The 24505-nt window shown below is 68.6% G+C and carries 21 protein-coding genes, 1 tRNA gene and 1 pseudogene; 8 read left to right on the top strand and 15 right to left on the bottom strand.

All coding sequences use genetic code 11. The features are described from left to right. Positions 1–54 precede the first annotated feature (54 nt). Positions 55–1077, top strand: a complete 1023-nt coding sequence (locus ACFV9H_RS08925; RefSeq protein WP_385395350.1) for a helix-turn-helix transcriptional regulator — start codon at positions 55–57, stop codon at positions 1075–1077. A gap of 87 nt (positions 1078–1164) precedes the next feature. On the opposite strand, the gene ACFV9H_RS08920 is transcribed toward ACFV9H_RS08925, so the two are convergent. Genes ACFV9H_RS08920 through dnaK form a run of 4 tightly spaced genes read right to left on the bottom strand, consistent with a single transcriptional unit; the run spans position 1165 to position 5368 of the window. After that, positions 1165–1635: a heat shock protein transcriptional repressor HspR gene (locus ACFV9H_RS08920; protein WP_385395348.1), complete on the bottom strand. Its 471-nt coding sequence runs from the start codon at positions 1633–1635 to the stop codon at positions 1165–1167. A gap of 2 nt (positions 1636–1637) precedes the next feature. After that, positions 1638–2825 (bottom strand): molecular chaperone DnaJ, encoded by a 1188-nt coding sequence (dnaJ, locus tag ACFV9H_RS08915; RefSeq protein ID WP_385395345.1) that lies wholly within the window; start codon positions 2823–2825, stop codon positions 1638–1640. Positions 2826–2864: 39 nt separating this feature from the next. Then, positions 2865–3518: a nucleotide exchange factor GrpE gene (gene grpE, locus ACFV9H_RS08910; RefSeq protein ID WP_385395343.1), complete on the bottom strand. Its 654-nt coding sequence runs from the start codon at positions 3516–3518 to the stop codon at positions 2865–2867. Continuing rightward, positions 3518–5368, bottom strand: coding sequence for a molecular chaperone DnaK (gene dnaK, locus ACFV9H_RS08905; protein WP_385395340.1), 1851 nt, complete (start codon positions 5366–5368; stop codon positions 3518–3520). Before dnaK ends, grpE begins: the two co-directional genes overlap by 1 nt. A gap of 316 nt (positions 5369–5684) precedes the next feature. On the opposite strand from dnaK, the gene ACFV9H_RS08900 reads away from it, so the two are divergent. Further along, on the top strand, positions 5685–6215 hold the full coding sequence (locus tag ACFV9H_RS08900) for a sugar transferase (RefSeq protein ID WP_385395338.1): 531 nt from the start codon (positions 5685–5687) through the stop codon (positions 6213–6215). A gap of 110 nt (positions 6216–6325) precedes the next feature. After that, a pseudogene (locus tag ACFV9H_RS08895) lies at positions 6326–8575 on the top strand ((Fe-S)-binding protein); the annotation flags it as partial. A gap of 479 nt (positions 8576–9054) precedes the next feature. Here ACFV9H_RS08895 and ACFV9H_RS08890 read toward each other — a convergent pair. After that, positions 9055–10032, bottom strand: coding sequence for a hypothetical protein (locus tag ACFV9H_RS08890; protein ID WP_385395335.1), 978 nt, complete (start codon positions 10030–10032; stop codon positions 9055–9057). 239 nt (positions 10033–10271) lie between these two features. Between ACFV9H_RS08890 and ACFV9H_RS08885 the strand changes: the two genes are divergently transcribed. Next, positions 10272–11171, top strand: coding sequence for a Yip1 family protein (locus tag ACFV9H_RS08885; protein ID WP_385395332.1), 900 nt, complete (start codon positions 10272–10274; stop codon positions 11169–11171). A gap of 86 nt (positions 11172–11257) precedes the next feature. On the opposite strand, the gene ACFV9H_RS08880 is transcribed toward ACFV9H_RS08885, so the two are convergent. Both ACFV9H_RS08880 and dcd read right to left on the bottom strand, forming a co-directional pair. Next, positions 11258–11758 carry a phosphoribosyltransferase gene (locus tag ACFV9H_RS08880; protein WP_385395330.1) on the bottom strand — a complete coding sequence of 167 codons (501 nt, stop codon included), beginning with the start codon at positions 11756–11758 and terminating at the stop codon, positions 11258–11260. Next, positions 11755–12342, bottom strand: coding sequence for a dCTP deaminase (gene dcd, locus ACFV9H_RS08875; protein WP_365164857.1), 588 nt, complete (start codon positions 12340–12342; stop codon positions 11755–11757). Before dcd ends, ACFV9H_RS08880 begins: the two co-directional genes overlap by 4 nt. Before the next feature lie 459 nt (positions 12343–12801). Here dcd and ACFV9H_RS08870 point away from each other — a divergent pair. After that, positions 12802–12872 (top strand) — tRNA-Gly (locus ACFV9H_RS08870). 846 nt (positions 12873–13718) lie between these two features. After that, positions 13719–14318: a restriction endonuclease gene (locus tag ACFV9H_RS08865; RefSeq protein WP_385395327.1), complete on the top strand. Its 600-nt coding sequence runs from the start codon at positions 13719–13721 to the stop codon at positions 14316–14318. 166 nt (positions 14319–14484) lie between these two features. Here ACFV9H_RS08865 and ACFV9H_RS08860 read toward each other — a convergent pair whose 3' ends face one another. The 3 genes from ACFV9H_RS08860 to ACFV9H_RS08850 all read right to left on the bottom strand — a co-directional run bounded on the left by ACFV9H_RS08860 (position 14485) and on the right by ACFV9H_RS08850 (position 15661). Beyond that, complete coding sequence (locus ACFV9H_RS08860; protein ID WP_385395324.1) at positions 14485–14922, bottom strand: hypothetical protein; 438 nt, start codon at positions 14920–14922, stop codon at positions 14485–14487. 29 nt (positions 14923–14951) lie between these two features. Beyond that, complete coding sequence (locus tag ACFV9H_RS08855) at positions 14952–15380, bottom strand: restriction endonuclease fold toxin-2 domain-containing protein (protein WP_385395322.1); 429 nt, start codon at positions 15378–15380, stop codon at positions 14952–14954. Between the two features lie 68 nt (positions 15381–15448). Beyond that, a complete protein-coding gene (locus tag ACFV9H_RS08850) occupies positions 15449–15661 on the bottom strand; it encodes a hypothetical protein (protein WP_385395319.1) in 213 nt (70 codons plus the stop codon). Positions 15662–16205: 544 nt separating this feature from the next. Here ACFV9H_RS08850 and ACFV9H_RS08845 point away from each other — a divergent pair. Then, positions 16206–18317 carry an MMPL family transporter gene (locus ACFV9H_RS08845; RefSeq protein WP_385395316.1) on the top strand — a complete coding sequence of 704 codons (2112 nt, stop codon included), beginning with the start codon at positions 16206–16208 and terminating at the stop codon, positions 18315–18317. A 156-nt stretch (positions 18318–18473) separates the two neighbouring features. Beyond that, the gene (locus ACFV9H_RS08840; RefSeq protein ID WP_385395314.1) at positions 18474–18698 is read left to right on the top strand and encodes a hypothetical protein; all 225 of its coding nucleotides are present in this window, start codon (positions 18474–18476) and stop codon (positions 18696–18698) included. Between the two features lie 122 nt (positions 18699–18820). On the opposite strand, the gene ACFV9H_RS08835 is transcribed toward ACFV9H_RS08840, so the two are convergent. The 5 genes from ACFV9H_RS08835 to ACFV9H_RS08815 form a co-directional block, all read right to left on the bottom strand. Then, positions 18821–19438 (bottom strand): histidine phosphatase family protein, encoded by a 618-nt coding sequence (locus tag ACFV9H_RS08835; RefSeq protein WP_385395311.1) that lies wholly within the window; start codon positions 19436–19438, stop codon positions 18821–18823. Between the two features lie 5 nt (positions 19439–19443). After that, complete coding sequence (locus tag ACFV9H_RS08830) at positions 19444–19959, bottom strand: SRPBCC family protein (RefSeq protein ID WP_385395308.1); 516 nt, start codon at positions 19957–19959, stop codon at positions 19444–19446. After that, on the bottom strand, positions 19956–21716 hold the full coding sequence (locus ACFV9H_RS08825; RefSeq protein WP_385395305.1) for a carbamoyltransferase: 1761 nt from the start codon (positions 21714–21716) through the stop codon (positions 19956–19958). Before ACFV9H_RS08825 ends, ACFV9H_RS08830 begins: the two co-directional genes overlap by 4 nt. A 55-nt stretch (positions 21717–21771) precedes the next feature. Beyond that, the gene (locus ACFV9H_RS08820) at positions 21772–22818 is read right to left on the bottom strand and encodes an NAD(P)/FAD-dependent oxidoreductase (RefSeq protein WP_385395302.1); all 1047 of its coding nucleotides are present in this window, start codon (positions 22816–22818) and stop codon (positions 21772–21774) included. Positions 22819–22930: 112 nt separating this feature from the next. Next, entirely contained in the window at positions 22931–23878 is a 948-nt protein-coding gene (locus ACFV9H_RS08815; protein WP_385395299.1) for a hypothetical protein, read from the bottom strand. Between the last annotated feature and the right edge of the window lie 627 nt (positions 23879–24505).

Genomic DNA, 24505 nt, shown 5'->3' with positions numbered 1-24505 from the left:
CGATGGCTCATTCGGGCACGTCCGTGCCACAAGGACGATGCATCATGTTCTTGCATGTTCAGGACCCTGGGGGGTGGAGATTTGCCGAAAATCAGCACAACACCGACACATCCCCACCCTGTGACGACCCTGTGCGACGAGGGCGCACGCCTGTACGCCACCGCACTGAGCGCCGGCCGGGTCGCCCGAGCAGAAGTTGAAAACGCTCCTTGCCTGCTGGAATTCAATCTTCTGCATCCCGATCCAGACGACGAGAACTCGCTGCGTCCGGTTCCACCGTCCGTCGCACTCGCCCAACGACTGCATCCGCTCGAACGCGAGATCCAGGAGCGGCGGCGACACTCCGTAGAACTATCCGACGCTTTTGAGCCGTTCCTCGCGATCAGCGCGCAGACCCCGTCGAGCACCCACGCGATCACGGTCCTGGAAGGCTTCGACCACATCAGCGCGGCCCTCGACCTCGCCTCGGCCGAGTGTCACACGGAGGTGCTGACGGTACAGCCGGGAGGCGCCCGGCCGTCGATCTCGCTGAGCCAGGCGCTCGAACGCGAACAGCCCCTGATCGACCGCGGCGTGAGCATCCGCACGCTATACCAACACACCGTCCGCCACAGCCAGGGCACGCTCGCCTACGTGGAGCGGATGTCCGCGGGCAAGGTGGAGATCCGCACGCTGGAGGAGCTCATCGAGCGGCTCATCGTCTTCGATCGGACCGTCGCCTTCATCCCCGCGCGCGACGACCGCCGGGTGGCCCTGGAGCTGCGCCACCCCGGCCTCGTCGACTACCTCATCAAGGTCTTCGAGCAACTCTGGCGCCGGGCCGTCCCGCTGCGCGACGAGGTCACCTACACGCACACCCCCGACGGCATCTCCGGCGTGCAGCGCTCCATCGCCCAACTGCTCGTCGAAGGCCACGTGGACGAGGCCATCGCGCGCCGGCTGGGGATGAACGTACGGACCTGCCGCGCGCACATCGCCAAGCTGGCCGCCGCCCTGGGCAGCGGCAGCCGCGCCCAACTCGGCTTCCTCATCGCCCAGTCCGGCATTCTCGACAGCCCGGAACACCCACTGTCCTGAGCGCCCCCGGGTTCCCACACAAACGGAAGGCCCCCGCCCGTTCCCGGGCAGGGGCCTTGCGCATATGCACGAGTTGGCCGAAAACCGTCAGTCCATCGGACGCTTCGGCGCCGGACGCCAGACCACCAGGGCGTTGCCCGGCTGCGGCGGCTGGTACGGGACCAGGTCGCGCCGGTACGAGGCGTGTACCTGGGCCTCGCGCTGCTGCATGGCCACGGCCGCGCCGTCCACCGCGGCGGAGAGCTCGGCCACGCGCTGCTGGAGCGCGGCGACCTGGTTCTCCAACTCGATGATCCGCTTGATGCCCGCCAGGTTGATGCCCTCGTCCTGGGACAACGCCTGCACCGTGCGGAGCAGTTCGATGTCCCGGGCCGAGTAGCGCCGGCCCCGCCCGGCCGTACGGTCCGGGGAGACCAGGCCGAGACGGTCGTACTGGCGAAGGGTCTGCGGATGCAGACCGGAGAGCTGGGCGGCCACCGAGATCACGTAGACCGGGGTCTCGTCGGTGAGCTGGTAGCCCCCGCCCAAGCGGGAGGACTGTCGTCGGCGGCCGTCCATGGTCATGCTCCCTTCGCGGACTCGAACAGCGCGGAGCGCGGGTCCTGGAACTCCGTCGCCTCGCGGTACATCTCCAGCGCCTCACGCGCCTTGTCCGACAGCTCCGTGGGAACCGCGACCTCCACCGTGACCAGCAGGTCGCCGCGGGTGCCGTCCTTGCGGACCGCTCCCTTGCCGCGGGCCCGCATGGTGCGGCCGTTCGGAGTGCCCGGCGGCAGCTTCAGCGTCACCGCGGGGCCGTTCAAGGTCGGGACCTTGATGTCGGCGCCCAGGGCCGCCTCGGCGAACGTCACCGGCACGGTCACCGTCAGGTTGTCGTCCTTGCGGCCGAACACCGGGTGGGAGTCGACGTGCACGACGACGTAGAGGTCGCCCGCGGGACCGCCGCGCTCACCCGGAGCGCCCTTGCCGCGCAGCCGGATCCGCTGGCCGTCGGAGACGCCCGCCGGGATCCGGACCTGCATGGTGCGAGAGGAACGGGCCCGGCCGCTGCCCTTGCAGACCTCGCAAGGGGTCTCCGCGATCAGGCCGCGGCCCTTGCAGTCCGCGCAGGGGTCGGTCAGCGAGAAGCCGCCGCCGCTGCCGCGCGAGACCTGGCCGGTGCCGACACAGGTCGGGCACACGCGCGGCGTGCCGTTCTTGTCGCCGGTGCCCGCGCAGGCCTTGCAGGGCGCCTGGGAGGACATCCGGAGCGGGACCGTGGCCCCGTCCACCGCCTCCGTGAAGGAGAGGGTGACCTCCGACTCGATGTCCTGGCCGCGGCGCGGCTGGGTACGGGTGCCGGCGCCGGCCGTGCCGCCCCGGCCGCCGAACAGGCCGCCGAAGACGTCACCGAGGCCGCCGCCGAAACCGCCGGCCCCGGCGCCACCCGGCTGGGTGCCGCCGAAGAGGTCGCCCAGGTCGAAGTTGAACGAGCCGCCGCCCGCGCCGGGACCGGGGCGGAAGCCACCGTTCCCGAACAGCGCGCGGGCCTCGTCGTACTCCTTGCGCTTCTTGGAGTCGCCGAGGACGTCGTTGGCCTCGGAGATCTCCTTGAAGCGCTCCTCGGCGGAGGCGTCGCCCTTGTTGGCGTCCGGGTGGAACTCGCGGGCGAGCTTCCGGTACGCCTTCTTGATCTCGGCCTCGGTGGCGTCCTTCGGGACACCGAGGACCTTGTAGTAGTCCTTCTCGACGAAGTCCTTCGTGCTCATCCCCGGTGTCCCTCCTCCCGCTCCGCTACTTGTTCAACCTCAGCCGTTGTCGGCTGCATCCGCGTCCTTGTCGGACGACGCGTCGCCTTCCGACGACTCGGACTTGGGGGCCGCGCCCGGCTGGGGCTCGGCCACCGCGACCCGTGCGGGACGGATCGTACGCTCGCCGATCCGGTACCCCGGCTGCAGGATCGCCACGCAGGTCGTCTCGGTGACGTCCGGCGCGTACGAGTGCATCAGGGCCTCGTGGATCGTCGGGTCGAAGGGCTCGCCCTCCTTGCCGAACTGCTGCAGCCCCATCTTGGCGGCGACCGTCTCCAGCGATTCGGCCACCGACTTGAAGCCGCCGACCAGCTCGCCATGCTCCCGCGCGCGGCCGATGTCGTCCAGGGTCGGGAGCAGCTCCGTCAGGAGGGACGCGACCGCGATCTCCTTGACGGTGATCCGGTCCCGCTCCACCCGGCGGCGGTAGTTCTGGTACTCCGCCTGGAGCCGCTGGAGGTCCGTGGTGCGCTCGCTGAGCGCGGTACGGGCCTGGTCCAGCTGCGCCAGCAGGGCTACGTCCTGAGCTGCGCTTGCGTCCCCGGCCGGGGCCGCCTCGTCCTTCTCGGACTCGGCGGCCTTCGGCTCCTCGGGCGTGCCGTCGGCGGGGACTTCGGGCTTCTCCTCGAAGCCCGGGGTCTCCTCCGACATCAGGCAGCGCCGCCCTTCGGCTTCTCGTCGTCGACGATCTCGGCGTCGACGACGTCGTCGTCGGCCTTGTCCGAGGCGGCGTCACCGGCAGCGGCACCCGCGGCGCCCTGGGCGGCCTGCGCGTCGGCGTAGATCGCCTGGCCCAGCTTCTGGCTGACCGCGGCGAGCTTCTCGGTCGCGGTGCGGATCTCGGCGGTGTCCTCGCCCTTGAGCGTTTCCTTCAGCTCGGCGACGGCGGCCTCGACCTCGGTCTTGACCTCGGCCGGGACCTTGTCCTCGTTGTCCTTGACGAACTTCTCCGTCTGGTAGACGAGCTGCTCGCCCTGGTTGCGGGACTCGGCGGCCTCGCGGCGACGGTGGTCCTCGTCCGCGTACTGCTCCGCCTCCTGGCGCATGCGGTCGACCTCGTCCTTGCCGAGCGAAGAACCGCCGGTGACGGTCATCTTCTGCTCCTTGCCCGTGCCGAGGTCCTTGGCCGTGACGTGCATGATGCCGTTCGCGTCGATGTCGAAGGAGACCTCGATCTGCGGGACGCCACGCGGGGCCGGCGGCAGGCCGGTCAGCTCGAACATGCCGAGCTTCTTGTTGTACGCCGCGATCTCGCGCTCACCCTGGTAGACCTGGATCTGCACGGACGGCTGGTTGTCCTCGGCCGTCGTGAAGATCTCCGACCGCTTGGTCGGGATCGTGGTGTTGCGCTCGATGAGCTTGGTCATGATGCCGCCCTTGGTCTCGATACCCAGGGACAGCGGGGTCACGTCGAGGAGCAGGACGTCCTTGACCTCACCCTTGAGCACACCGGCCTGCAGCGTCGCGCCGATGGCGACGACCTCGTCCGGGTTGACGCCCTTGTTGGCGTCCTGACCGCCGGTGAGCTCCTTGACGAGCTCGGCGACGGCCGGCATGCGGGTGGAGCCGCCGACCAGGACCACGTGGTCGATCTCGGACAGGTTGATGCCCGCGTCCTTGATCACGTTGTGGAACGGGGTCTTGCAGCGGTCGAGCAGGTCCGCGGTCAGCTGCTGGAACTGCGAGCGCGTGAGCTTCTCGTCCAGGTGCAGCGGGCCCTCGGCGGAGGCCGTGATGTACGGCAGGTTGATCGTGGTCTCCGTGGAGGAGGACAGCTCGATCTTCGCCTTCTCGGCGGCCTCGCGCAGACGCTGGAGCGCCATCTTGTCCTTGGACAGGTCGACGCCGTGGCCGTTCTGGAACTGCTTCACGAGGTAGTCGACGACGCGCTGGTCCCAGTCGTCGCCACCGAGGTGGTTGTCACCGTTGGTGGCCTTGACCTCGACGACACCGTCGCCGATCTCCAGGAGCGACACGTCGAACGTGCCGCCACCGAGGTCGAAGACGAGAATGGTCTGGTCGTCCTTGTCGAGACCGTAGGCCAGGGCGGCGGCGGTCGGCTCGTTGACGATGCGCAGGACGTTCAGACCCGCGATCTCACCGGCCTCCTTCGTCGCCTGACGCTCGGAGTCGTTGAAGTAGGCCGGGACGGTGATGACCGCGTCCGTGACCTTCTCACCCAGGTACGCCTCGGCGTCGCGCTTCAGCTTCTGCAGGATGAAGGCGCTCATCTGCTGCGGGTTGAAGTCCTTGCCATCCAGGTTGATCTTCCAGTCAGTGCCCATGTGGCGCTTGACGGAGCGGATGGTCCGGTCCACGTTCGTGACCGCCTGGCGCTTGGCCACCTCGCCGACGAGGACCTCGCCGTTCTTGGCGAAGGCGACGACGGACGGCGTGGTCCTGGCGCCCTCGGCGTTGGTGATGACGGTGGGCTCGCCGCCTTCCAGAACGCTGACGACGGAGTTAGTGGTGCCCAGGTCGATGCCGACCGCACGTGCCATTTCAATTCCTCCAGCTGACTTGAGTGGAACAGACTCAACCATGACGCATCTCGGCGCGAACGTCAACAGAGCTGAGTCAGGTCGACTCAACCTTTAGGCCGCCCTTACGCGCAACCCTTTGGGGCGCCCGCGGCCCGCCCTCCTGGGGCTCCGCCCCACACCCACGCCTCAAACGCCGGCGGCGCTGGATTTCAGCCTCGCCGGCGTTTGAGGCGCGGGGTTCGGGGCGGAGCCCCGGCGGCGGCGCCGCAGCCGAACGGGTCACCACGCCGCGCGGCACCCCAAGACCGCCGGAGGCGTACGGCACGGTGCTGGCATGCCCCTCACACTCATCGCTCCGCGGGTGCGGGTACCCGCCGCCCCGCAGGCGAAGCGGGTGCTCGACCTCGCCGGGGCGCTGATCCTGCTGGCCCTGTGCGCCGCGCCGCTCGCACTGGCGACCGGGCTGCTGTACGTGACCCAGGGCGGGCGGCCCTTCGTACGGGAGCCCGCGGCCGGCCTGACCGGACGGCCGTTCCGGACTTGGCGGCTCCGCACCGCCGACGCCGGCCGGCTCGGCTCGGCCGTGGAGCGGTGCGGGCTCGACGCGATGCCCCAGTTGATCAACGTGCTGCGCGGAGAGATGTCCCTGGTCGGCCCGCGCCCCGAGCCTCGTACGGACCGCGCCGACCGGCTCCTCGTACGCCCCGGAATGACCGGACTCTGGCAGGTGAGCGCGCGCTCGGACCTCCCATGGGAGGAAATGGCGCTGCTGGACCGACACTATGTGGAGAACCACTGGCTGGGGATGGACCTGGCGATCCTCGCGCAGACCCCGCGGGCCGCCTACCGGCAAAGGCATGCCTGAGCGACACAGATCACCGCGCGCTCAGCTACATTGCGGCGTCGGGAGTGGGTAACCTCATGCCTTGACTCAATAAGTTACCGCTTAGTAAGTGCCGCCCGAGGAGCCCTCCCATGCAACTCGCCGCGATCATCGTGTCGCTGGTCATCACGGTGGTAGCCGTCGCGCTGTTCGGCCGTGCCACCGCGCAGATCTACCACTTCGTGCGCCTCGGCCAGCCAGTGCCCGCGGGCACGCGCACCGGCGACCCCACGCAGCGCACCATCACGCTGGTCAAGGAGTTCCTCGGCCACACCCGCATGAACCGTTGGGGCATCGTCGGGTTCGCGCACTGGTTCGTGGCGGTGGGCTTCTTCTCGCTGCTGCTGACCATCGTCAACGCCTTCGGTCAGCTCTTCCAGGCCGACTGGCTGATCCCGATCATCGGTGACTGGCTGCCGTACGAGATCTTCACCGAGTTCCTCGGCCTGATGACCGTGCTCGGCATCGTGACCCTGATCGTGATCCGGCAGCTGAACCGGCCGGGCGGGGCGGGGCGCAAGTCCCGTTTCACGGGCTCCAAGACGGGCCAGGCGTACTTCGTCGAAGCCGTCATCCTGATCGTCGGCGTCTGCATCATGACGCTGCGCGCGCTGGAGGGGGCCCAGCACGGCGTCGACGGCTGGGAGCCCGGCTTCTTCGCCTCGTACCCGCTGATCGCCGCGTTCGACGGGCTGAGCCTGAGCACGCTGCAGCACCTCACGTACTTCTTCGCGGCGCTCAAGATCGTCACGTCCTTCACCTGGATGATCACGGTCTCGCTCAACACCAACATGGGTGTCGCCTGGCACCGCTTCCTCGGCTTCCCGAACATCTGGTTCAAGCGCAACGCGGACGGTTCCACCGCCCTCGGCGCCCTCCAGCCGATGACCAGCGGTGGCAAGGAGATCGACTTCGAGGAGCCGGGCGAGGACGACGTCTTCGGCGTCTCGCAGGTCGAGCAGTTCTCCTGGAAGGGCATCCTCGACTTCTCCACGTGCACCGAGTGCGGCCGCTGCCAGTCGCAGTGCCCCGCCTGGAACACGGGCAAGCCGCTGTCCCCGAAGCTCCTGATCATGTCGCTGCGCGACCACGCGCACGCCAAGGCCCCGTACCTGCTCGCCGGTGGCGGCAAGGACATGGAGGGCAACGAGAAGGCCACGGCGGAGCAGCTGAAGGACGTCCCGGCGTCCGCCCTCGCCGAGGCCGAGCGCCCGCTGATCGGCACCGCCGAGGAGAACGGCGTCATCGACCCGGACGTGCTGTGGTCCTGCACCACCTGCGGTGCGTGCGTGGAGCAGTGCCCGGTCGACATCGAGCACATCGACCACATCGTCGACATGCGGCGCTACCAGGTGATGATCGAGAGCGCGTTCCCGTCGGAGGCGGGCACGATGCTCAAGAACCTGGAGAAGAAGGGCAACCCCTGGGGCCTGGCCAAGAAGCAGCGCGTCGAGTGGACCAAGGAGGTGGACTTCGAGGTCCCGATCATCGGCAAGGACGCGGAGGACCTCTCGGAGTTCGACTACCTGTACTGGGTCGGCTGCGCGGGCGCCCTGGAAGACCGGGCCAAGAAGACCACGAAGGCCTTCGCGGAGCTCCTGAACATCGCGGGCGTCAAGTTCGCGATCATGGGCGGCGACGAGAAGTGCACCGGTGACTCCCCGCGCCGCCTGGGCAACGAGCCGCTGTTCCAGCAGCTGGGCCAGGAGAACGTGGCCATGCTGAACATGGCCTTCGGCGAGGACGACGAGGACGAGTCGACCAAGAAGCCGAAGTCGGCGAAGCGGATCGTCTCCACCTGCCCGCACTGCTTCAACACCATCGCGAACGAGTACCCGCAGCTGGGCGGCGAGTACGAGGTCATCCACCACACGCAGCTGCTCCAGCACCTGATCGACGAGGGTCGGCTGACGCCGGTCACGCCGGTCGACGGGCTGATCACGTACCACGACCCGTGCTACCTGGGCCGCCACAACAAGGTCTACACGCCGCCGCGCGAGATCATGTCGGCCGTGCCGGGGCTGCGCCAGCAGGAGATGCACCGCCACAAGGAGCGGGGCTTCTGCTGCGGCGCGGGTGGCGCGCGGATGTGGATGGAGGAGCGGATCGGCAAGCGCATCAACAACGAGCGCGTGGACGAGGCCCTCTCCCTGAACCCGGACATCGTCTCGACCGCCTGCCCGTTCTGCCTGGTCATGCTGACCGACTCGGTGAACGGCAAGAAGAACGACGGCCAGGCCAAGGAACACGTCCAGGTCGTCGACGTCGCCCAGCTCCTCCTGGAGTCGGTGAAGGCGCCGGGCCCGACGGAGGCGGAACTGGCCGAGGCCGCCGCCGCGGAGGCCGCCGAGGCCGCTGCCGCGGAGGCCGCCGCCAAGGCCGAGGCGGAGGCGAAGGCGAAGGCTGCCGCCGAGGCGAAGGCAAAGGCGGAAGCCGAAGCCGCGGCCAAGGCAGAGGCCGAGGCCGCGGCCAAGGCGGAAGCCGAAGCCAAGGCAGAGGCCGAGGCGAAGGCCGCTGCCGAGGCCGAGGGCGAGGGCGAGGGCAAGGGCGAGCCGGTCGCCGAGACCGCAGAGGCCGAGCCCGCGCCGAAGGCAGAGGCTCCGGCCGAGGCTGGGGCCGAGCCCGAGGCGAAGGCAGATGCCGAGCCCGAGGCCGAAGCCGAGCCCGAGGCGAAGGCAGAGGCTCCGGCCGAGGCTGAGGCGAAGCCCGAGGCGAAGCCCGAGGACGCCAAGTAGGCCCTGGGCGCACCCTCACACCGCACCACGCCGGAACGGCCGGTCCCCACTCGGGGACCGGCCGTTCCGGCGTTCAGGGCAGGACGTCAGGCCTGGTCGGAGGACCGGTTGCGACGCAGCATGGCGAAGCCCAGACCCGCCGCACCGACCGCGGCCATGCCGCCGCCCGAGGCGAGCAGCAGAGGGGTGTCGCCCTTCGGCGTGGTGACCCCTTCCGCGCCGGCCTTCACGCCGCCCTTCGGGACGACCTTGTCGACGACGGGCTCGGCGACGTACGTCTTGGCGTCCTTCTTCGGGTCCACGGTGTACTTCTCGATCAGCTTGCCGTTGGAGTCGTAGACCCAGCTGTTCCCGCCGCCCTTGCCGTCGATGACGACGAACTTCACCCGCTTCCCGTCCTGGACGAGCTTGTACGCCCAGCCGTCGTTCCACAGGCTCGGGTGCTTCAGGTCGATCGTGCCGAGGGCGTTGCCGTTCGGCAGGGAAATGTCGACGCGCTTGCCGCCGCGGCCGTCGACCAGCTTGGCGATCCGCCCGTCGGGCGTGGTCACCCGGACCGAGCTCTCCTTCTTGACCTCCGGCTTCGGCTTCGGCTTCGGCCCCGGCTTCTCGCCGCCCTCGACCCACGAGGTCACGGTGCCGTTCGGCTGGAGGACCACGTGCAGTCCGTTGCTCTGCCCGTACGCCGCGCCCCCGCCCTTGCTGACCAGCGTGTCCAGCTTCGTGGAGCCGGAGAAGATGTCCGCCTCGAAGTGGCGGTCGGAGATCTTGTAGACCTTGGCGACGGAGCCGTCGGCCAGCTTCACGGTGGTGACGTACGCACGCACGCTCCGGCTCGGCTTGGCCGGCGGGACGGTCGGGTCCACCGAGGGCTTCACCGACGGCTCCACCGACGGCTCCACGGACGGGTCCACCGACGGCTGCTCGATGCCGGGCAACACCTCCGGCTCCGGGACGGCCGGGGAGTCCGCGAAGGCGGACCCGACCGGGAGGGCCAGGACGGCGGCCGCGCCGGTGACGACGGCGGCGGTACGGAGGGTGGTGCGGCGGGTGGTGCGGCGCATGGCGGGTGGCTCTTCTCGTGCTCGTTCGGTCGGTCTGTCTTCCGTCGACACACACGAAGCTACGGACCCGATATGTGCGTATTCCGTCGGCAACGTAACGAAGGCCCGCAGAATGCGACGCAAACGCGTAAATCAGACAGCTCGGGGTTCCCCTAAGGGATGTCACAGGTCAGCCGCAAAGGGTGCGTGTTCCGGCCGCCCGGCCACCAGGACCCGCAGGACCAGGTACGTTCGATCACGTGGCTGGATTCAGGATCGGACGCGGCCGGGACAACAACCGCCCGCCCCAACAACCCCCGCAGCAGCAGCCGTACGGCCGGCAACCGCCACCGTACGGCCGGCAGCCCTACCCTCCCGCCGGACCTCCGCCCCCGCAGCAGCAGTGGCCGCAGCCGGGCGCCGGGGGGCACGGTGAGCCCGAGTACTTCGACCCGTACGGACAGCAGCCCCCGCAGCAGCCCCCGTACGGCCACGGAGGGCCCGGCCCGGGCTACACGAACGACAACCCGGGGCACACCCAGGTCTTCGCCTTCGGCGAGGACCCGTACGGCCAGGGCGCGACGTACCAGGCCGGCGGGGCCCCGCCGGCGCCGGCCGGGCCGCGACTGCCCTGGAAGGAGCTGCTCCGCGGCATCGTGACCCGGCCAGGGCAGACCTTCCTCCAGATGCGCGACCACGCCGTCTGGGGCCCGGCGCTGACCGTGACCTTCCTCTACGGGCTCCTCGCGGTCTTCGGCCTCGACGACGCCCGCCAGGACGTGATCAACGCGACCCTGTCGAAGGCCGTCCCGATCGTCCTCTCCGCCGGTGCCGCCTTCGTCATCTGCGGCCTGCTCCTGGGCGCGGTCACGCACACGCTGGCCCGCCAGCTGGGCGGCGACGGGGCCTGGCAGCCGACCGTGGGCCTGTCGATGCTGGTGATGTCGCTGTCGGACGCCCCGCGCCTGCTCTTCGCGGTGTTCCTGGGCGGCGACAACGGCGTGGTCCAGGTCCTGGGCTGGGCCACCTGGGTGGCGGCCGGCGCGCTCTTCACCTCGCTGATCAGCAAGTCGCACGACCTGCCCTGGCCGAAGGCGCTGGGGGCGTCCGCGATCCAACTGATCGCGCTGCTGTCGATCATCAAGTTGGGCACGCTGTAACCCTCGGACACGCAGAAGCAAGGGGCCCGCCGCGCGATCACCGCACGGCGGGCCCCTTGCTTCTGCCCGGAGTCCCCGGAGTCCCTCTAGGCGTCGAGGACCTGTCCCTCACGCTTCACGACGGGCGGCTGGACGGACCAGGGGAACTCGATCCAGTCGTCGGTGCGCTTCCAGACGTACTCGCACTGCACCAGGGAGTGCGACTTCTCGTAGATGACGGCGGAGCGCACCTCGGCGACGTGGCCGAGGCAGAAGTCGTGCACCAGCTTCAGCGTCTTGCCGGTGTCGGCGACGTCGTCGGCGATCAGCACCTTCTTGTTCGTGAAGTCGATCGCCTCGGGCACGGGCGCCAGCATGACCGGCATCTCCAACGTGGTCCCGACGCCCGTGTAGAACTCCACGTTCACGAGGTGGATGTTCTTGCAGTCGAGCGCGTACGCCAGCCCGCCCGCGACGAACACCCCGCCCCGGGCGATGCTCAGGATGATGTCGGGCTCGTAGCCGTCGTCGGCGATGGTCTGCGCCAGCTCGCGCACGGCGCGCCCGAACCCCTCGTAGGAGAGGTTTTCGCGTACTACGTCACTCATGCCTCGTGCCTCACCTGGGTGCGGTGGAAGTTCTGGAAGGAGCGCGAGGCGGTCGGTCCGCGCTGCCCCTGGTACCTGGATCCGTAGCGGTCGCTGCCGTACGGGAACTCCGCGGGCGAGCTGAGGCGGAACATGCACAGCTGCCCGATCTTCATGCCCGGCCAGAGCTTGATCGGCAGCGTGGCGAGGTTCGACAGCTCCAGGGTCACGTGACCCGAGAACCCGGGGTCGATGAACCCGGCGGTCGAATGCGTCACCAGGCCGAGGCGGCCGAGGCTGGACTTCCCCTCCAGTCTGGAGGCGATGTCGTCGGGCAGCGAGATGACCTCGTACGTCGAGGCGAGGACGAACTCACCGGGGTGCAGGATGAAGGCTTCATCCCCCTCCGGCTCGACCATGCGGGTCAGGTCGGCCTGCTCGATGGCGGGGTCGATGTGGGCGTACCGGTGGTTCTCGAACACCCGGAAGAACCGGTCGAGGCGTACGTCGATGCTGGAGGGCTGCACCATCGATTCCTCGAACGGGTCGATGCGAACCCGTCCGCTGTCGATCTCGGCCCGGATGTCTTTGTCAGAGAGAAGCACGTCCCGAGGATACGCAGGCGCACGGGCCACCCCCAATCGAGAGCGGCGCCCCGCGCGCCCCGGCCCTGCTCCTACCGCTTGGCGCCACCCACGGGCACGGCCTGCCGCAACCGCGCGCACCGCGGACACCGCAGCAGCCGTCCCGGCCCGATCCGGCCGGCACCGAGATGCTGCAGCGGGAAGGAGGCGGTACTGAAAACGTGCCCTTCGGCACAACGGACGACGGTGTGCTCCATCGAGTCCCTTTCCCCACGAGCTGTACTGCGACGAATCGCCACATTAGGGGATGATCGGGACCCACTCCAGCCGCCGCTCCGAACCCATACGGTACGCCCCAACTCCCGCGCACACACGCTCCGGTGCACACCACACATGACAACGACCCCGCGGCAAATACACCGGGGGTCGACCATGGGGTACAGTGAGCAACGATACGGCTCCAGGCAACTGGACCGATATGCGGATGTAGTTTAATGGTAGAACATGAGCTTCCCAAGCTTATAGCGCGGGTTCGATTCCCGTCATCCGCTCTTCCAAGAAGGCCCGGGTCACAGACCTGGGCCTTCTTCGTTGTCTGGACCTCTCAAGCCTTGTCATGCCCTTCGCGTGCCCCAACTCCCGCGAATGCCCTACCCAGAGGGCCCTTCATGCACCACTTGCACCACCCAGGCGCGGGGGCGTCCCATATCGCGAGATCCATTTCATGCGATCTGGGCCACAAGCAACCCCCTGTTCGCAAATTCACCTCCCCAAAGCCGCACGGACGCCCGCGCACGCAGACAGCCCGGTTCGCGCGATACGCACGGACCTCGCCAGCGAGAAGACGCCCCAGGCAGCGCGCAGCATCCGATACCTCTGATCCGGTCGATGATCACAGGAAGCGACCGATCGGTGACGTGTTGTCAGTGGCAGGTGCTTTCATGGGTCAGTTGCGCAGGGAGGCGTAACGCGACTGGTGGGGGAGATGCAGCTGTGCCCTGGATCAAGGACTACGTGCGGTCGGACGGCACTCCGGTCAGAGGTCACGTCCGACTCCCGGTCGGCGCACGCCGGGAGACCGCGCTGCTGGGCATATTCGTGGCCGGAGCGTTCATCCTCGGCAATGGCACGACGACGGCAGGCGCGGGTACAGAGCCAGGACAGGGGTTACCCCAGCCGCAATCCACGGTGGTCTACCCGATCAGGTGGCCTGCATGGGAGAACCAGCAGGCACCGCTGCCGCAGCCGACGGTCTCGTATCCGATTGTTTTCCCCGGCGCAGGGAGCGGCCGGTGAGCCACCGTCCCACTCGGCGCCGGCCAATCCGAAGCCGTCGGCCCCGTAAGCAGAAGGGTTCCGACTTCCAATTCTTCTTGGTGATCGGCATGGTCGGCGCTGTGGCAGCCAGCTTCATCGTGTCCATGGCGTCCTGGGTGGCCGAGCACCTGTGGATCCTCCTACTCCCGCTCGCCGCTCTAGCAGGCGTGGTCGCAGTCGGGATGTACCTGCAGAGAGAGGCAGCGCGCCGGGAGGTCATACGAGCGCAGGGCCTCCGGTACGTGGTGGAACATCTGGACGGCCTGCACTACACCCAGTTCGAGTATGCCGTGCGCGACCTGCTGCGCCGAGACGGCTGTCAGGACGCGGAGCAGGTTGGTGGGGGTGGCGACCAGGGAGCCGATGTGAAGGCCACGGACCCGTTCGGGAGACGTTGGGTGATTCAGTGCAAGCACCGCAAGAAAGGCTGGTCCGGGTCTGCGGTCGGCACCCCCGACCTCCAGCGCCTCAACGGCACCGGCCGCCAGATCCACGGCGGCGACGTCATCGTGATGCTCACCAACGGCCGGTTCTCCAAGGAGGCCCCCAACTTCGCCAAGTCCCAACGCCTCCACCTGGTCGACCGCCACCTCCTCGCCCAGTGGGCCAGCGGATCACACCCCCTGTGGGAGCTCCTCCCCGCCGTCCCACCACCCCGTAAGCCCACCTCTCTCTCGTGACCACAGCCAGGGGACAGTCCGACCGCCTCGACAAGCTGCGGCGTGGAAACGCCGTTGGGGCCAGGCACGCTGTGCCTGGCCCCAACAGGAGAACCTCCCAGGGGAGCCCACCTGCACCAGCGTCCTCTTCGTACGCGGCGGCCACTGCTGCATCGCCGCTCTGCACTCATTCCAAGCCGGTGGCTTCAAGGTGGGCGATGAAGGCTGCGATGAGCCGGGGGCGCGTCACATCGGGGACAGCCGCGTCGGGCAGATCCTCTTCCAGCCCCCATGCGGTGTTGAAGGTCATCGCCGCCCCTTCGGGGACGACGTGCTCCCGGAGCCAGCCGACGAAGTTCGCAGCCGCCTGGGCGGTGGAGTCGAGAATCGAGATGCCTTCCGGCTGAACCCGTGCGTACCCTTCCAGCTCTTCGCCTTCGAGGGTGATGCCGTAATGCATGGCCGAGCCTCGGATCTGCCCGCCCTCCTGCACCCGGATGAACTCGTCCGGATCGCGCTCCAGAAGCCTGGCCTTCAAGCTGTCGTACGTCAGGCCCCAGTTTTCCCCCTCTATGGGGGTGAAGACGTACATGGTGCGCAGTTCGGCGAGCTGGGACGCGTCCACGGGTGTACTCCTTGGCGGTGCAGGGTGGGTCAGGGAACGTAGCGGGCATAGCCCTTGACGCCGTATGCCGCCATCATCACGCGCCAGTAGGCGACAGAATCGGGATCGTTGGTGACCGTCTCCACTCCGCGCATCTCGGTGTTGCGGGGGTCGTTCAGTGCGGCGGCATACTTCTGCAGCTCGTTCCGGTCAGGGTCGAAGAGGAACTCCTTCTTGCCCGTCTGGTGATTGGCGCGGAGCTCTTCGAGCGACCGGTAGCACTTCTTGCCAAAGGGCGAGACGGCGACCGCGGTGGAGCAGGTGCAGTGGCGGCACGACCAGGACCACGGCGAGGAGGCGTGGCCGCAACCGCGGAAGCGTCTGGGTCTCGAACCATCCGCCGGAAGCGAGCATGTGACGGCGAGCTGTGCCGGGGGTGGGATCGCCGAGTTCCGCCGGGTCAATGCCCAGGTTGGCAACTTCGACGATCTGGTCGGCGACGGCCTTGACCTCATCGCGCACAACCTTCGGGTAGCCGACCTCATCCTCAGCGTGGAAGGCGTACTCCCATACCCACCGGTCCTCGGTCACCGGGCGGCCCGCCGACCGTACGGATACCTGCTTCGGTGGCGGCGGCATTGCGAATGCGGCTGATCTCGGCGGCGACGTCACGCGCCTCGGCGAGGTCGGTGACCTCGCCGGCGCGGGCCTCGAGCACGCGAAGCCGGGCGGCGGTCTCCGGATGCCGGGCAATGGCCACCCGGTCCGGGCGGAAGCCGCCGGGACAGGAAACGGCAGGTCAGAAGCCATATGGGTCACTGCGCGCCAGAGATTCCCAAGCTTATGGCGCGGGTGCGATTCCCGTCATCCGCTCCATGGCAAAGCCCCAGGTCAGCGACCTGGGGCTTTTGCGTTGCCCAGGCCTCTCAATGCTCGCCGCACCCTCCGCGTACATCAACTCGCGGGAATGCCCTGCCCGGAGGGCCTTTCGCGCACCACTTGCACCCCCTAGTCCACGGAGGCCCCCCGGCGCCTTTCTCCGGACCCACCGGCGAAGGGCGCCGCCGTGCCCACGGCACGGCGCGCCCGGCCGGCGCCGCCTGACCGCCGAGACGGCCTCCGCCCTGTCGGACATCAGAGGCCGCCGATGAGGCGTGGATCACATTCCGGGGGTGGGGCCTCACACTTCGGGGTTCTGAATCGCTCAAAGCCCGTAACGCATCCGCGACGGGAGAGCCTCGATGTCCCACACCGTCGCCAATACCGGCAAGTTCTCTTACGTCACTGCACATTGAGGAACCGACATGATGCGAAAACTGGCTTCGTTGCCCGGTGGAAGAGTGGGGAAATGGGTCGTCCTCGCGCTCTGGGCGGCCCTACTGATCCCGGTTCTGATGCTGGCCGGCCAGCTCGGCGACGTCGAGGAGAACGACAACTCGGCCTGGCTGCCCGGTAACGCGGAGTCGACCAAGGTCGTCGCCCGGACCGAGAACTTCCAGCGCGCCGATACCGTGCCCGCGATCGTGATCTACGACCGGCCCGACGGCGTCACCGCTGCCGACATGGCCGAGGCCCAGGCCGACACCGAAGCCTTCAAGGGCATTGAAAACGTTGTCGGGGAGCCACAGGGGCCGTTGAAGGCCCAGGACGGCAAGGCCATCCAGACCGTGGTCCAGGTCCGCAAGGACAAGACGGGCTGGGAAGGGATCGGCAGGACCGTCGACGCGATCACCAAGGTCGGTGAGGAGAACGCCAACGGTCTCGGCTTCCACGTCACCGGACCGGCCGGTTACGCGTCCGACTCGATCAAGGCGTTCAGCGGAGGGGGCGCCCTGACCACGATCACCGCACTGGTCGTCGTCGTGATGCTGCTGCTCACCTACCGCAGCCCGTTGCTGCCACTGCTGCCGCTGCTGACCGTGGGCGTCGCCCTGGCCACGTCGGAGGCGGTGATCTACCTGTTGGCGAAGAACGCCGGACTCGTCGTCAACAAGCAGACCAGTTTCATCCTGACCGTGTTGGTGTTCGGCGCCGCCACCGACTACGCCCTCCTGCTCATCTCGCGGTACCGGGAGGAGTTGCTGCGGCACGAGGACCGGCACGAGGCGATGGCAGAGGCCCTGTACCGCTCCAGTCCCGCGATCATCGCCAGCGCCGCGACCGTCGCGGTCAGCCTGACGCTGCTGATGCTGGCCACTCTCAGCTCCACCCAGGGGCTCGGACCGGCCTGTGCCGTCGGCATCCTCGTCGGGCTGCTCGCCATGGTCACCCTGATGCCGGCCCTGCTGGTCATCTGCGGCCGCTGGATCTTCTGGCCGGTGAAGCCCTCGTACGGATCGGCCGAGGCGACCAAGGAAGGCATTTGGAACCGGGTCGGCACCGCTGTCTCCCGTCGACCGCGGATCGTGTGGATCGGCACCACGCTCGTCCTCGGCATCATGGCGATCGGGGTACTCGGGCTCAAGGCCGACGGACTTTCCAACAAGGACCAGTTCACCAGCACACCGCAGATGGCCGTCGGCGAGAAGATCCAGTCCGAGCACTTCCCGGCCGGGGCGGGCGATCCCGTCTACGTCGTGGCCAAGGCCGCCTCGGCGGAGCAGGTGAGGGCCGCGCTGTCCGGCGTACCGGGGGTCGTCGGTGTCTCGCCGCCGACGGTCAAGGACGGCGAGGCCATCATGCTCGGGGAACTCGAGGACGACCCCAGCGGCAAGGCCGCGATACGCACCGTCGAGCAGGCCAGAATCGCGGTCCACGAGATCGAGGGCGCGGATGCCCAGGTCGGCGGCAGCACGGCGATCACGCTCGACACTCAGGAAGCGGCCGCCCGCGACTCCAAGGTGATCATCCCCATCGTGCTGGTGGTGGTGCTCCTCATCCTCGCGCTGCTGCTGCGGGCGATCGTCGCGCCGCTGTTGCTCATGGCGACGGTGGTGCTGTCGTTCGGAGCGGCCCTCGGCGTGAGCAGTCTGGTGTTCAACCAGGTGTTCCACTTCGCCGGCGCTGAAGCCTCGTTCCCGCTCCTGACGTTCGTGTTCCTTGTCGCCCTGGGCATCGACTACAACATCTTCCTGGTCACCCGGGTGCGCGAAGTGGCGCTGGTGGAGGGGACCCGGCGCGGCGCGCTGCTGGGTCTGTCCACCACCGGGGGTGTGATCACCTCAGCGGGTCTGGTGCTGGCCGGCACCTTCGCGGCGATGGCCTCGCTGCCGCTGGTGTTCGCGGCCGAACTCGGGTTCGCGGTGGCGTTCGGCGTGCTGCTGGACACCATGATCGTCCGCTCGGTGCTGGTCACCGCGCTGACGCTGGACGTCGGTCGATGGATGTGGTGGCCCGGCAAACTGTTCAGGGACCACGACGCCCCCCGGCCGCCGGCGGCCAAGCCCGAACTCGAACCCGCTCTCAGGGGCGTGTGACAACCTCAATGAAGGCCCAGGTCAGAGACCTGGGCCTTCGGGCGGGCGTCACCCGTGTGCCTCGCTTCGCGGCCGACGTGATGCAGACCGCCACCGCGCGTGTGAGCGTGGTTCCGAGAGGAATCCGCACCCCACGCACCAAGAGGAGTCGCCGTCATGGACGGTAAGCAGGACAAGCGACAGGAGCCGGGCAAGGGCCGCGAGGCGCAGAGCCACCATCGCCCCGGGGACCCCGCGCACCCCCAGCCGGGCAAGCCGTCCCACGAGCAGGCACAGAAGCAGGGACAGAAGCAGGGACAGAAGCCGGGTCAGAAGGAGACCTCGCGCCGCCGCGAGGACGACCTGCTGCGCGAAGAGGACCTGCACGACGAGTCGTTTTGACCAGAGCAGCACTCCTGCGCACGCCCAGAGCCCGGCCGGTCCCCAGTCACCCCGGCCTGGCTCTGTTGCGTCCAGCCCGGCACGAAACCACGTGGCGCGTGCCGGGCCCCTTGGCGCGCGGTTCAGCTCAAGTGATGGATGTCGTTGAGGGCCTGCACCGTGGCGGTGCCGTCCTCCTCGTACGTCACCGTCGACAGGGAGGCCGCCGCGACTTCCATGCGGAACAGGCTGTGTGGCGGGGCCTGGAGGGCGAGGCGGATCAGGGTTCTGACCGGTACGACGTGGGAGACGACCAGGACCGTGGCGCCGGCGTGCCGGGCCAGGAGACCGTCTCGTACGGCGGCGACCCGGCGGGTGACCTGTCGCATGGTCTCGTCCGCGCCCGTGGGCGGGCTCTCGGGCGAGGCGAACCATGCGCTCAGGTCGTCCGGGTAGCGTTCGCGGACTTCGCCGAAGGTCAGACCCTCCCAGGAGCCGAAGTCCGCTTCCCGCAGGTCCGGGTCGACCCGGACGCTCAGGCCGAGGCGCGCGGCCACGGCCTGAGCGGTCTCCTGACAGCGCCGCATCGGTGACGTGACGACCGCCTCGATGTCGCCGCGGTGGGCGAGGGCGTCTGCTGCCGCCTGGGCTTGGCGGCGTCCGACCGGTGAGAGTCCCGGGTTGGATCCTCCGCTGCCGGAGATCCGCCGCCCGGGGGTGAGCAGGGTTTCGCCGTGCCGCAGCAGTACGAGCGTCGTCACGTCACTCACTTCGAGGTCTGCGCGAAGTGGTCGCGTACGCAGTCGGTCTGCTTCTCCATGATGTCGATGATGCCCTCGACCACGTTCAGGTCGGCGTCCTCGGCGATCTCCAGGATCCGCGACCAGTCGAAGAAACTGCGGGTCGGGTCGTTGGTGATGGGGAAGATGCGGATGGTGGCCTCGTAGTTGGCGACTCCGCTGGTGGGGGCGACGGCCCGGTAGGACTGGGTCCTGTTGATCTCGTCGCGGGCGGCGATCTCCTGCTGGACGACGTTGCCGCTGAGCGTGAGCTTGAAGTCGTAGCGCGCCGGGACCGTTTCCACCGAGCCGCCCTCGACCCAGCTGACGTCCCGGTGGACGTCCAGGTCGCCGGGGGACACCATCTCCAGGATCTGCATGGCGTCGCGGACGGTCGCCCACACGGTGTCCGGGTCGGCGTCGAGGATGGTGGAGTGGTACATGGTGTGCTTGCGCTGGATCGTCGGCACGGAATTCTCCTTCTTGCGGTGGTTGACGGTCATCGCTTGGTGATGACGTGGTTCCCGAGGATCAGGTAGTCGATCTCGGTACCCATGAAGCAGTTCAGGGCGTCGGTCGGCGTGCACACGATGGGCTCGCCGGCGACGTTGAACGAGGTGTTGATCAGGCAGGGCGTGTCGGTGAGTTCGATGAACCTCCGCAGCAGCGCCGTGAGCCGCGGGGTTCCCTCGTCCGTCAGGGTCTGGATGCGCGAGGTGCCGTCCACGTGCACGGCGCCGGGGATCCGGTCCTTGTACTCGTCGCGGACGGGGAAGACGAACGTCATGTACGGGGAGCTGGTCTTGCGCCCCATGTCGAAGATCTTCGGCGCCTGCTCCTCGAGGACGAGGGGAGCGAACGGGCGGAAGGGTTCGCGGTGCTTGACCCGGGTGTTGATGATGTCCTTGATGTCGCTGAAGCCCGGGTTGGCGATGATGCTGCGGTGCCCCAGCGCGCGCGGCCCGTGCTCGACGCGGCCTTCGAACCAGCCGATGACGACCTTCTCCGTCAGCAGCTTCGCCACGTGCTCGACGACCTCGCCGTCGTCCAGGCGCGAGGCGACCACGCGGTCGGCGAAGCCCTCGATGGCCTCCTCGATCGCGGCCTCGTCGTAGGCCGGGCCCAGGTACGGGCTGACGGGTGCGGCGGCGGCCACGATGTCGGCGGGTGCGGTGTCGGGGTGGTTCAGCCAGGCGTGGGCCGCGGCTCCGATGGTGATGCCGGTGTCGGAGGCGCCGAAGCTGACCTGCATGTCCTCGAAGCGCGAGCCCTCGAACAGTGGGGTGTTGTTCAGGCAGTTCAGGGCGACGCCGCCCTCGAACAACAGCCGGTCCAGATCCGTCCGCTTCTCCAGGTGGCGAACCTGGTGGGCGGTGGCGACGTTCAGCATCTCCTGCGCTGCGGCGGCGACGCCGGACGTGTATTCGAGGGTGTCCTCGAAGGGTCCGAAGTACTCCTCGAACAGCGCGTCGTGGCTGTGGAGGTTGTCGGTCTCCAGGGGCTTGCTGAAGGTGTACGTGCCGTCGTCGTGCAGCCTCAGGAGGTTGTCGATGAACGGGTTCGGAACGGGCGGCTCGGCGTAGCCGGCCAGGCCCATCACCTTGTACTCGTCGTTGTTGGGGACGAAGCCGAGGAAGCGGGTGATGGAGGAGAACAGGGTGCCCATGGAGTAGTGGGCGCCGGTGACGGTGTCGTCGAAGACGGTGATCCTGCCGTCGCGGATCTCGCCCGTCAGGGTCGAGAAGCGCTCGGCGCGGCCGTCGCTGACGAGGAACGCCGCGTCCTTCATGCCGGCGAGGTAGTAGCCGGTCGTGGCGTGGGCCAGGTGGTGGGGAACGAAGCGGACCTTGGCCGGGTCGGGGCGGTGTCCGGTGCGGGCCTCGAAGTCCGCGAGGATCGCCTCGTGGCTGACGACCTTGTCGAACAGGTCGGTCATGTTGCCGATGAGGCCGGCCTTCGTGTCCTCCGGCGCCGCCGAGGCGCGGATACCGTCCTGGATCTCCTCCAGGATCTGGGCGGACCAGTTCCAGGGGAAGGCGAACACGTCGACGTCGTCGAACGTGATCCCGGCTTCCTTCAGGCACCAGTCGATCGCGTTCACGGGGAAGTCGGTGGTCTTCTTGTCCCGGTTGAGGCGTTCTTCCTCCACCGCGGCGACCAGGCGGCCGTCGATCAGGAGTGCGGCGGCGGCGTCGTGGCCCAAGAGGTAGTGCTTGTTGATGCCGGTCGCGCCGAAGCGTTCGGAGAAGAACTCCGACACCCGACTGAAACCATTACATCCGAGAACAATCACAGCATTCTTTCCTGTTATAGGTCTACTTGGCGAGCAACAGGTCGCGGAGCTTCTCCCCGGCCGCGGGTGCCTGGCACAGGCCGGCGCCGGTGAATCCGGCCGCGTACAGGAAGCGGCGGGTGGGGTGTTCCCCGATGAAGGCGCTGTTGTCGGGGCTGGCGTCGAAGTCACCGCTCCACCCGCGGTGCAGGCCGATGCCGTCCAACGCGGGGAACAGCGCGCCGAGATGGCCGGCGATGCGGCCGAGCCAGGCTTCGCGTGTTTCCCCCGCCTTGGGTGCGCCCATGGCGAGGAGGACGCGGTCCTTCCACGAGCGGATCCGCAGACCGGATGCGGCGTGCATCGTCATGGGCAGCTCGGGATGCGGGGCGGGCAGGACGTCGGTGAGCAGCATCTCCATCGTGTGGGGCGTCAGCGGCAGGTCGACCGATGCCATGGACGCCACCTCGCCGGCCCAGGGCCCGGCGGTGCACACGATGGTGTCCGCCTTGATGCTGCCCTGCGGGGTGTGGACGGTGTTGTCGTCGTCGATGCCCGTGACGGGTGTGTGGGTGAACAGGCGCGCGCCGTGATTGCGGGCGCCGGCGGCGTACCCGCGGACGATGTCCAGGCCGTCCACGTGGTACGCCTCGGGGGACCATGCGGCGGCCAGGACGGCGCGCTCGTTGACCAGCGGGTTGAGTTCGGCCGCTTCGCGGGCACTGATCAGGTCGACCTGGACGCCGGCGGCCCGCTGGGCCTGGTGACCGGCCTCGAAATCGGCGATCTGCTGTTCGTCGGTGAACAGCGCCATGAACCCCAGCCGCTTCAGGGCGAGGGGAGCCGCGGTGCGGCGGGCGAAGTCGTGATAGGCGTTCAGGCTGCGCACGGCCCTGCGACCGGTGTCGGGGTTGCCGGGGAAGTAGGTGCGGACCATGCCCGCCGTGTGCGCGGACGCCCCTCCGCCGAGGCCTCCGCGTTCCAGCAGCACGGTGTCCACGCCGGCTTCGGCGAGGTGGTGGGCGGCGGAGGTTCCGATCACGCCCCCGCCGATGACGACGGCATCAGCGCGGGCAGGCAGGACGCTCAAGGTCTTCCTTCTCCTGTGGTGAGGGGGTTCGGGTGGCGGGGCTGAGTGCCGGTGTCGTCATCTCCTCGGCATCTCCTCGGCATCTCCTCGGCGGACTCGGCCCCGGGCACGGCTACGCGCCCTGCTGGCGCAGGTGGTCCCCGGTCTCCCACGGGTACAGCTGGAGGTTCCAGCCGCCGAGGCAGTTGATGTAGAGGGCCATCTGACTGGCGACGGCGTAGAAGTCGTCACGGTCGAGGTCGTCCAGGACGGCGAGGAAGCGCTGGGTGAACGCCCACAGCTTCTCCAGACCGCAGTAGCCCAGGAACTCGGCGGGGACGCCGACCAGGAGACGGGTCATGTGGACGAGGGACTCCATGGGCATGCCCTGGACGACGGCGCGGACGATGCCGCCGTACGCCGCGTAACCCAGGGGCCTGGTCTCCCCGTTGACGAACAGCAGGGTGGGCAGGACGGTGCCGAAGTTGCCCGCCTGGGAGGGAATGATGCCCCGGTGGAGGTCGTCCAGCTCGGCCGGGGGCTCGAGCCAGATCTTCTCGGTCTCGGCGACGATGTCGGCGATCAGGCCACTGGCGTCGGCGTTGTTGGCGTGGAGCGTCGGGATGCGGTGGCCGCCCGGCTCGCCCGCGCGACGGACCTCGGCGCGGATCAGCTTCTTCGTCGAGTAGACGGCGTCCCAGATCGCGGCCCCGGCCTCCAGCAGGGCGGGCATGTCCGCCTCACGGATCTGGCCTACCGGGGTGGCGGGCATCGGCTCGGTCAGGGTTCCGTACTTGATGCCCAGGTGCTGCAAGCCGGAGAGGAACACCGTGCCGTTGGGGGCCTCACGCCGGTCGGGGATGCGGGTGGCGTGGGGGGTGTGCAGCAGGGCGGGTATCGGCGATACGTGGTAGAGGTGCTCTCCCGCGATCAGGGCGTGGCCCTGGAGGCTCTGGTAGGGCAGGGACTCCCACAGGGCATCCGCGAGTTCCGGATTGCGGTCATCAAGGTCGGCGGTGACCGTGATGCCGAGGTCCGGCCAGGAGATCTCGACCTGACGGCCAGGCAACTTCTCGGACAAGACTTTCCCCGTTCGTTGGTTCTGCTTGCCCATGGAGTACATCGCCAACAGGCCTGCTTCAGGCAGGCGTTGAAAACATGATCTTGAGCAGCCCGAGATCCCCGTAGTTCGTGCGTTTCTACGAAACCGCAGCTCAGGTGGGTTTGTGGGCGGCGGGTTGGTGGTTCCCGGCTCGGCCGCGCCTGCCCCGGAGACCCGTCTACGATCCGCCGCCGCGCCGGTACGCCCCCGGACCGCGAGGGGGGAGCGGGGATGTCCGAGTCGGAACGGATCACGACTCGCCGGGCGAGCCGGACGCATTCGCCGAGTCACCGGGCAGGTGGTGTGGGGAGGTTCGAGCGTTGCGGGAGTAACCAGGGAAGAGACGCATGGCGGTTCAGGCGCCGCATGAGCAACTGGGCCGTGTGGAAGGGCTGCCGCACCGTTCGCCGGAACAGGACCGGGTCGACACCCTTCCTGGCGCGGCTGCTCACCTGGTACCACGGACCCGGAGGGACGCGCCGTGACCCGGTGAACCTTTCCGGTCACAGCACTAGTAGGGCTTGGTCAGGTTGATTCGCGTGCGGGTATGTCGCGGTGGCAGGTGGGGCAGGCGCCGGCCCAGGTGGCGAGGAGGATCCGGAGTTC

The sequence above is a fragment of the Streptomyces sp. NPDC059874 genome (genome assembly GCF_042731135.1).
Lineage (GTDB): Bacteria > Actinomycetota > Actinomycetes > Streptomycetales > Streptomycetaceae > Streptomyces.
Note: the sequence above shows the minus strand (reverse complement) of the source record. Positions and strands in the feature narration are given on the sequence as shown.

What these genes read in the sequence shown, in the direction of transcription:
- ACFV9H_RS08925 (WP_385395350.1), top strand. Translation starts at nt 55, where the DNA reads ATGTTCAGGACCCTGGGGGGTGGAGATTTGCCGAAAATCAGCACAACA.
- ACFV9H_RS08920 (WP_385395348.1), bottom strand. Translation starts at nt 1,635, where the DNA reads ATGGACGGCCGCCGACGACAGTCCTCCCGCTTGGGCGGGGGCTACCAG.
- dnaJ (WP_385395345.1), bottom strand. Translation starts at nt 2,825, where the DNA reads ATGAGCACGAAGGACTTCGTCGAGAAGGACTACTACAAGGTCCTCGGT.
- grpE (WP_385395343.1), bottom strand. Translation starts at nt 3,518, where the DNA reads ATGTCGGAGGAGACCCCGGGCTTCGAGGAGAAGCCCGAAGTCCCCGCC.
- dnaK (WP_385395340.1), bottom strand. Translation starts at nt 5,368, where the DNA reads ATGGCACGTGCGGTCGGCATCGACCTGGGCACCACTAACTCCGTCGTC.
- ACFV9H_RS08900 (WP_385395338.1), top strand. Translation starts at nt 5,685, where the DNA reads ATGCCCCTCACACTCATCGCTCCGCGGGTGCGGGTACCCGCCGCCCCG.
- ACFV9H_RS08890 (WP_385395335.1), bottom strand. Translation starts at nt 10,032, where the DNA reads ATGCGCCGCACCACCCGCCGCACCACCCTCCGTACCGCCGCCGTCGTC.
- ACFV9H_RS08880 (WP_385395330.1), bottom strand. Translation starts at nt 11,758, where the DNA reads ATGAGTGACGTAGTACGCGAAAACCTCTCCTACGAGGGGTTCGGGCGC.
- ACFV9H_RS08845 (WP_385395316.1), top strand. Translation starts at nt 16,206, where the DNA reads ATGATGCGAAAACTGGCTTCGTTGCCCGGTGGAAGAGTGGGGAAATGG.
- ACFV9H_RS08840 (WP_385395314.1), top strand. Translation starts at nt 18,474, where the DNA reads ATGGACGGTAAGCAGGACAAGCGACAGGAGCCGGGCAAGGGCCGCGAG.
- ACFV9H_RS08830 (WP_385395308.1), bottom strand. Translation starts at nt 19,959, where the DNA reads ATGACCGTCAACCACCGCAAGAAGGAGAATTCCGTGCCGACGATCCAG.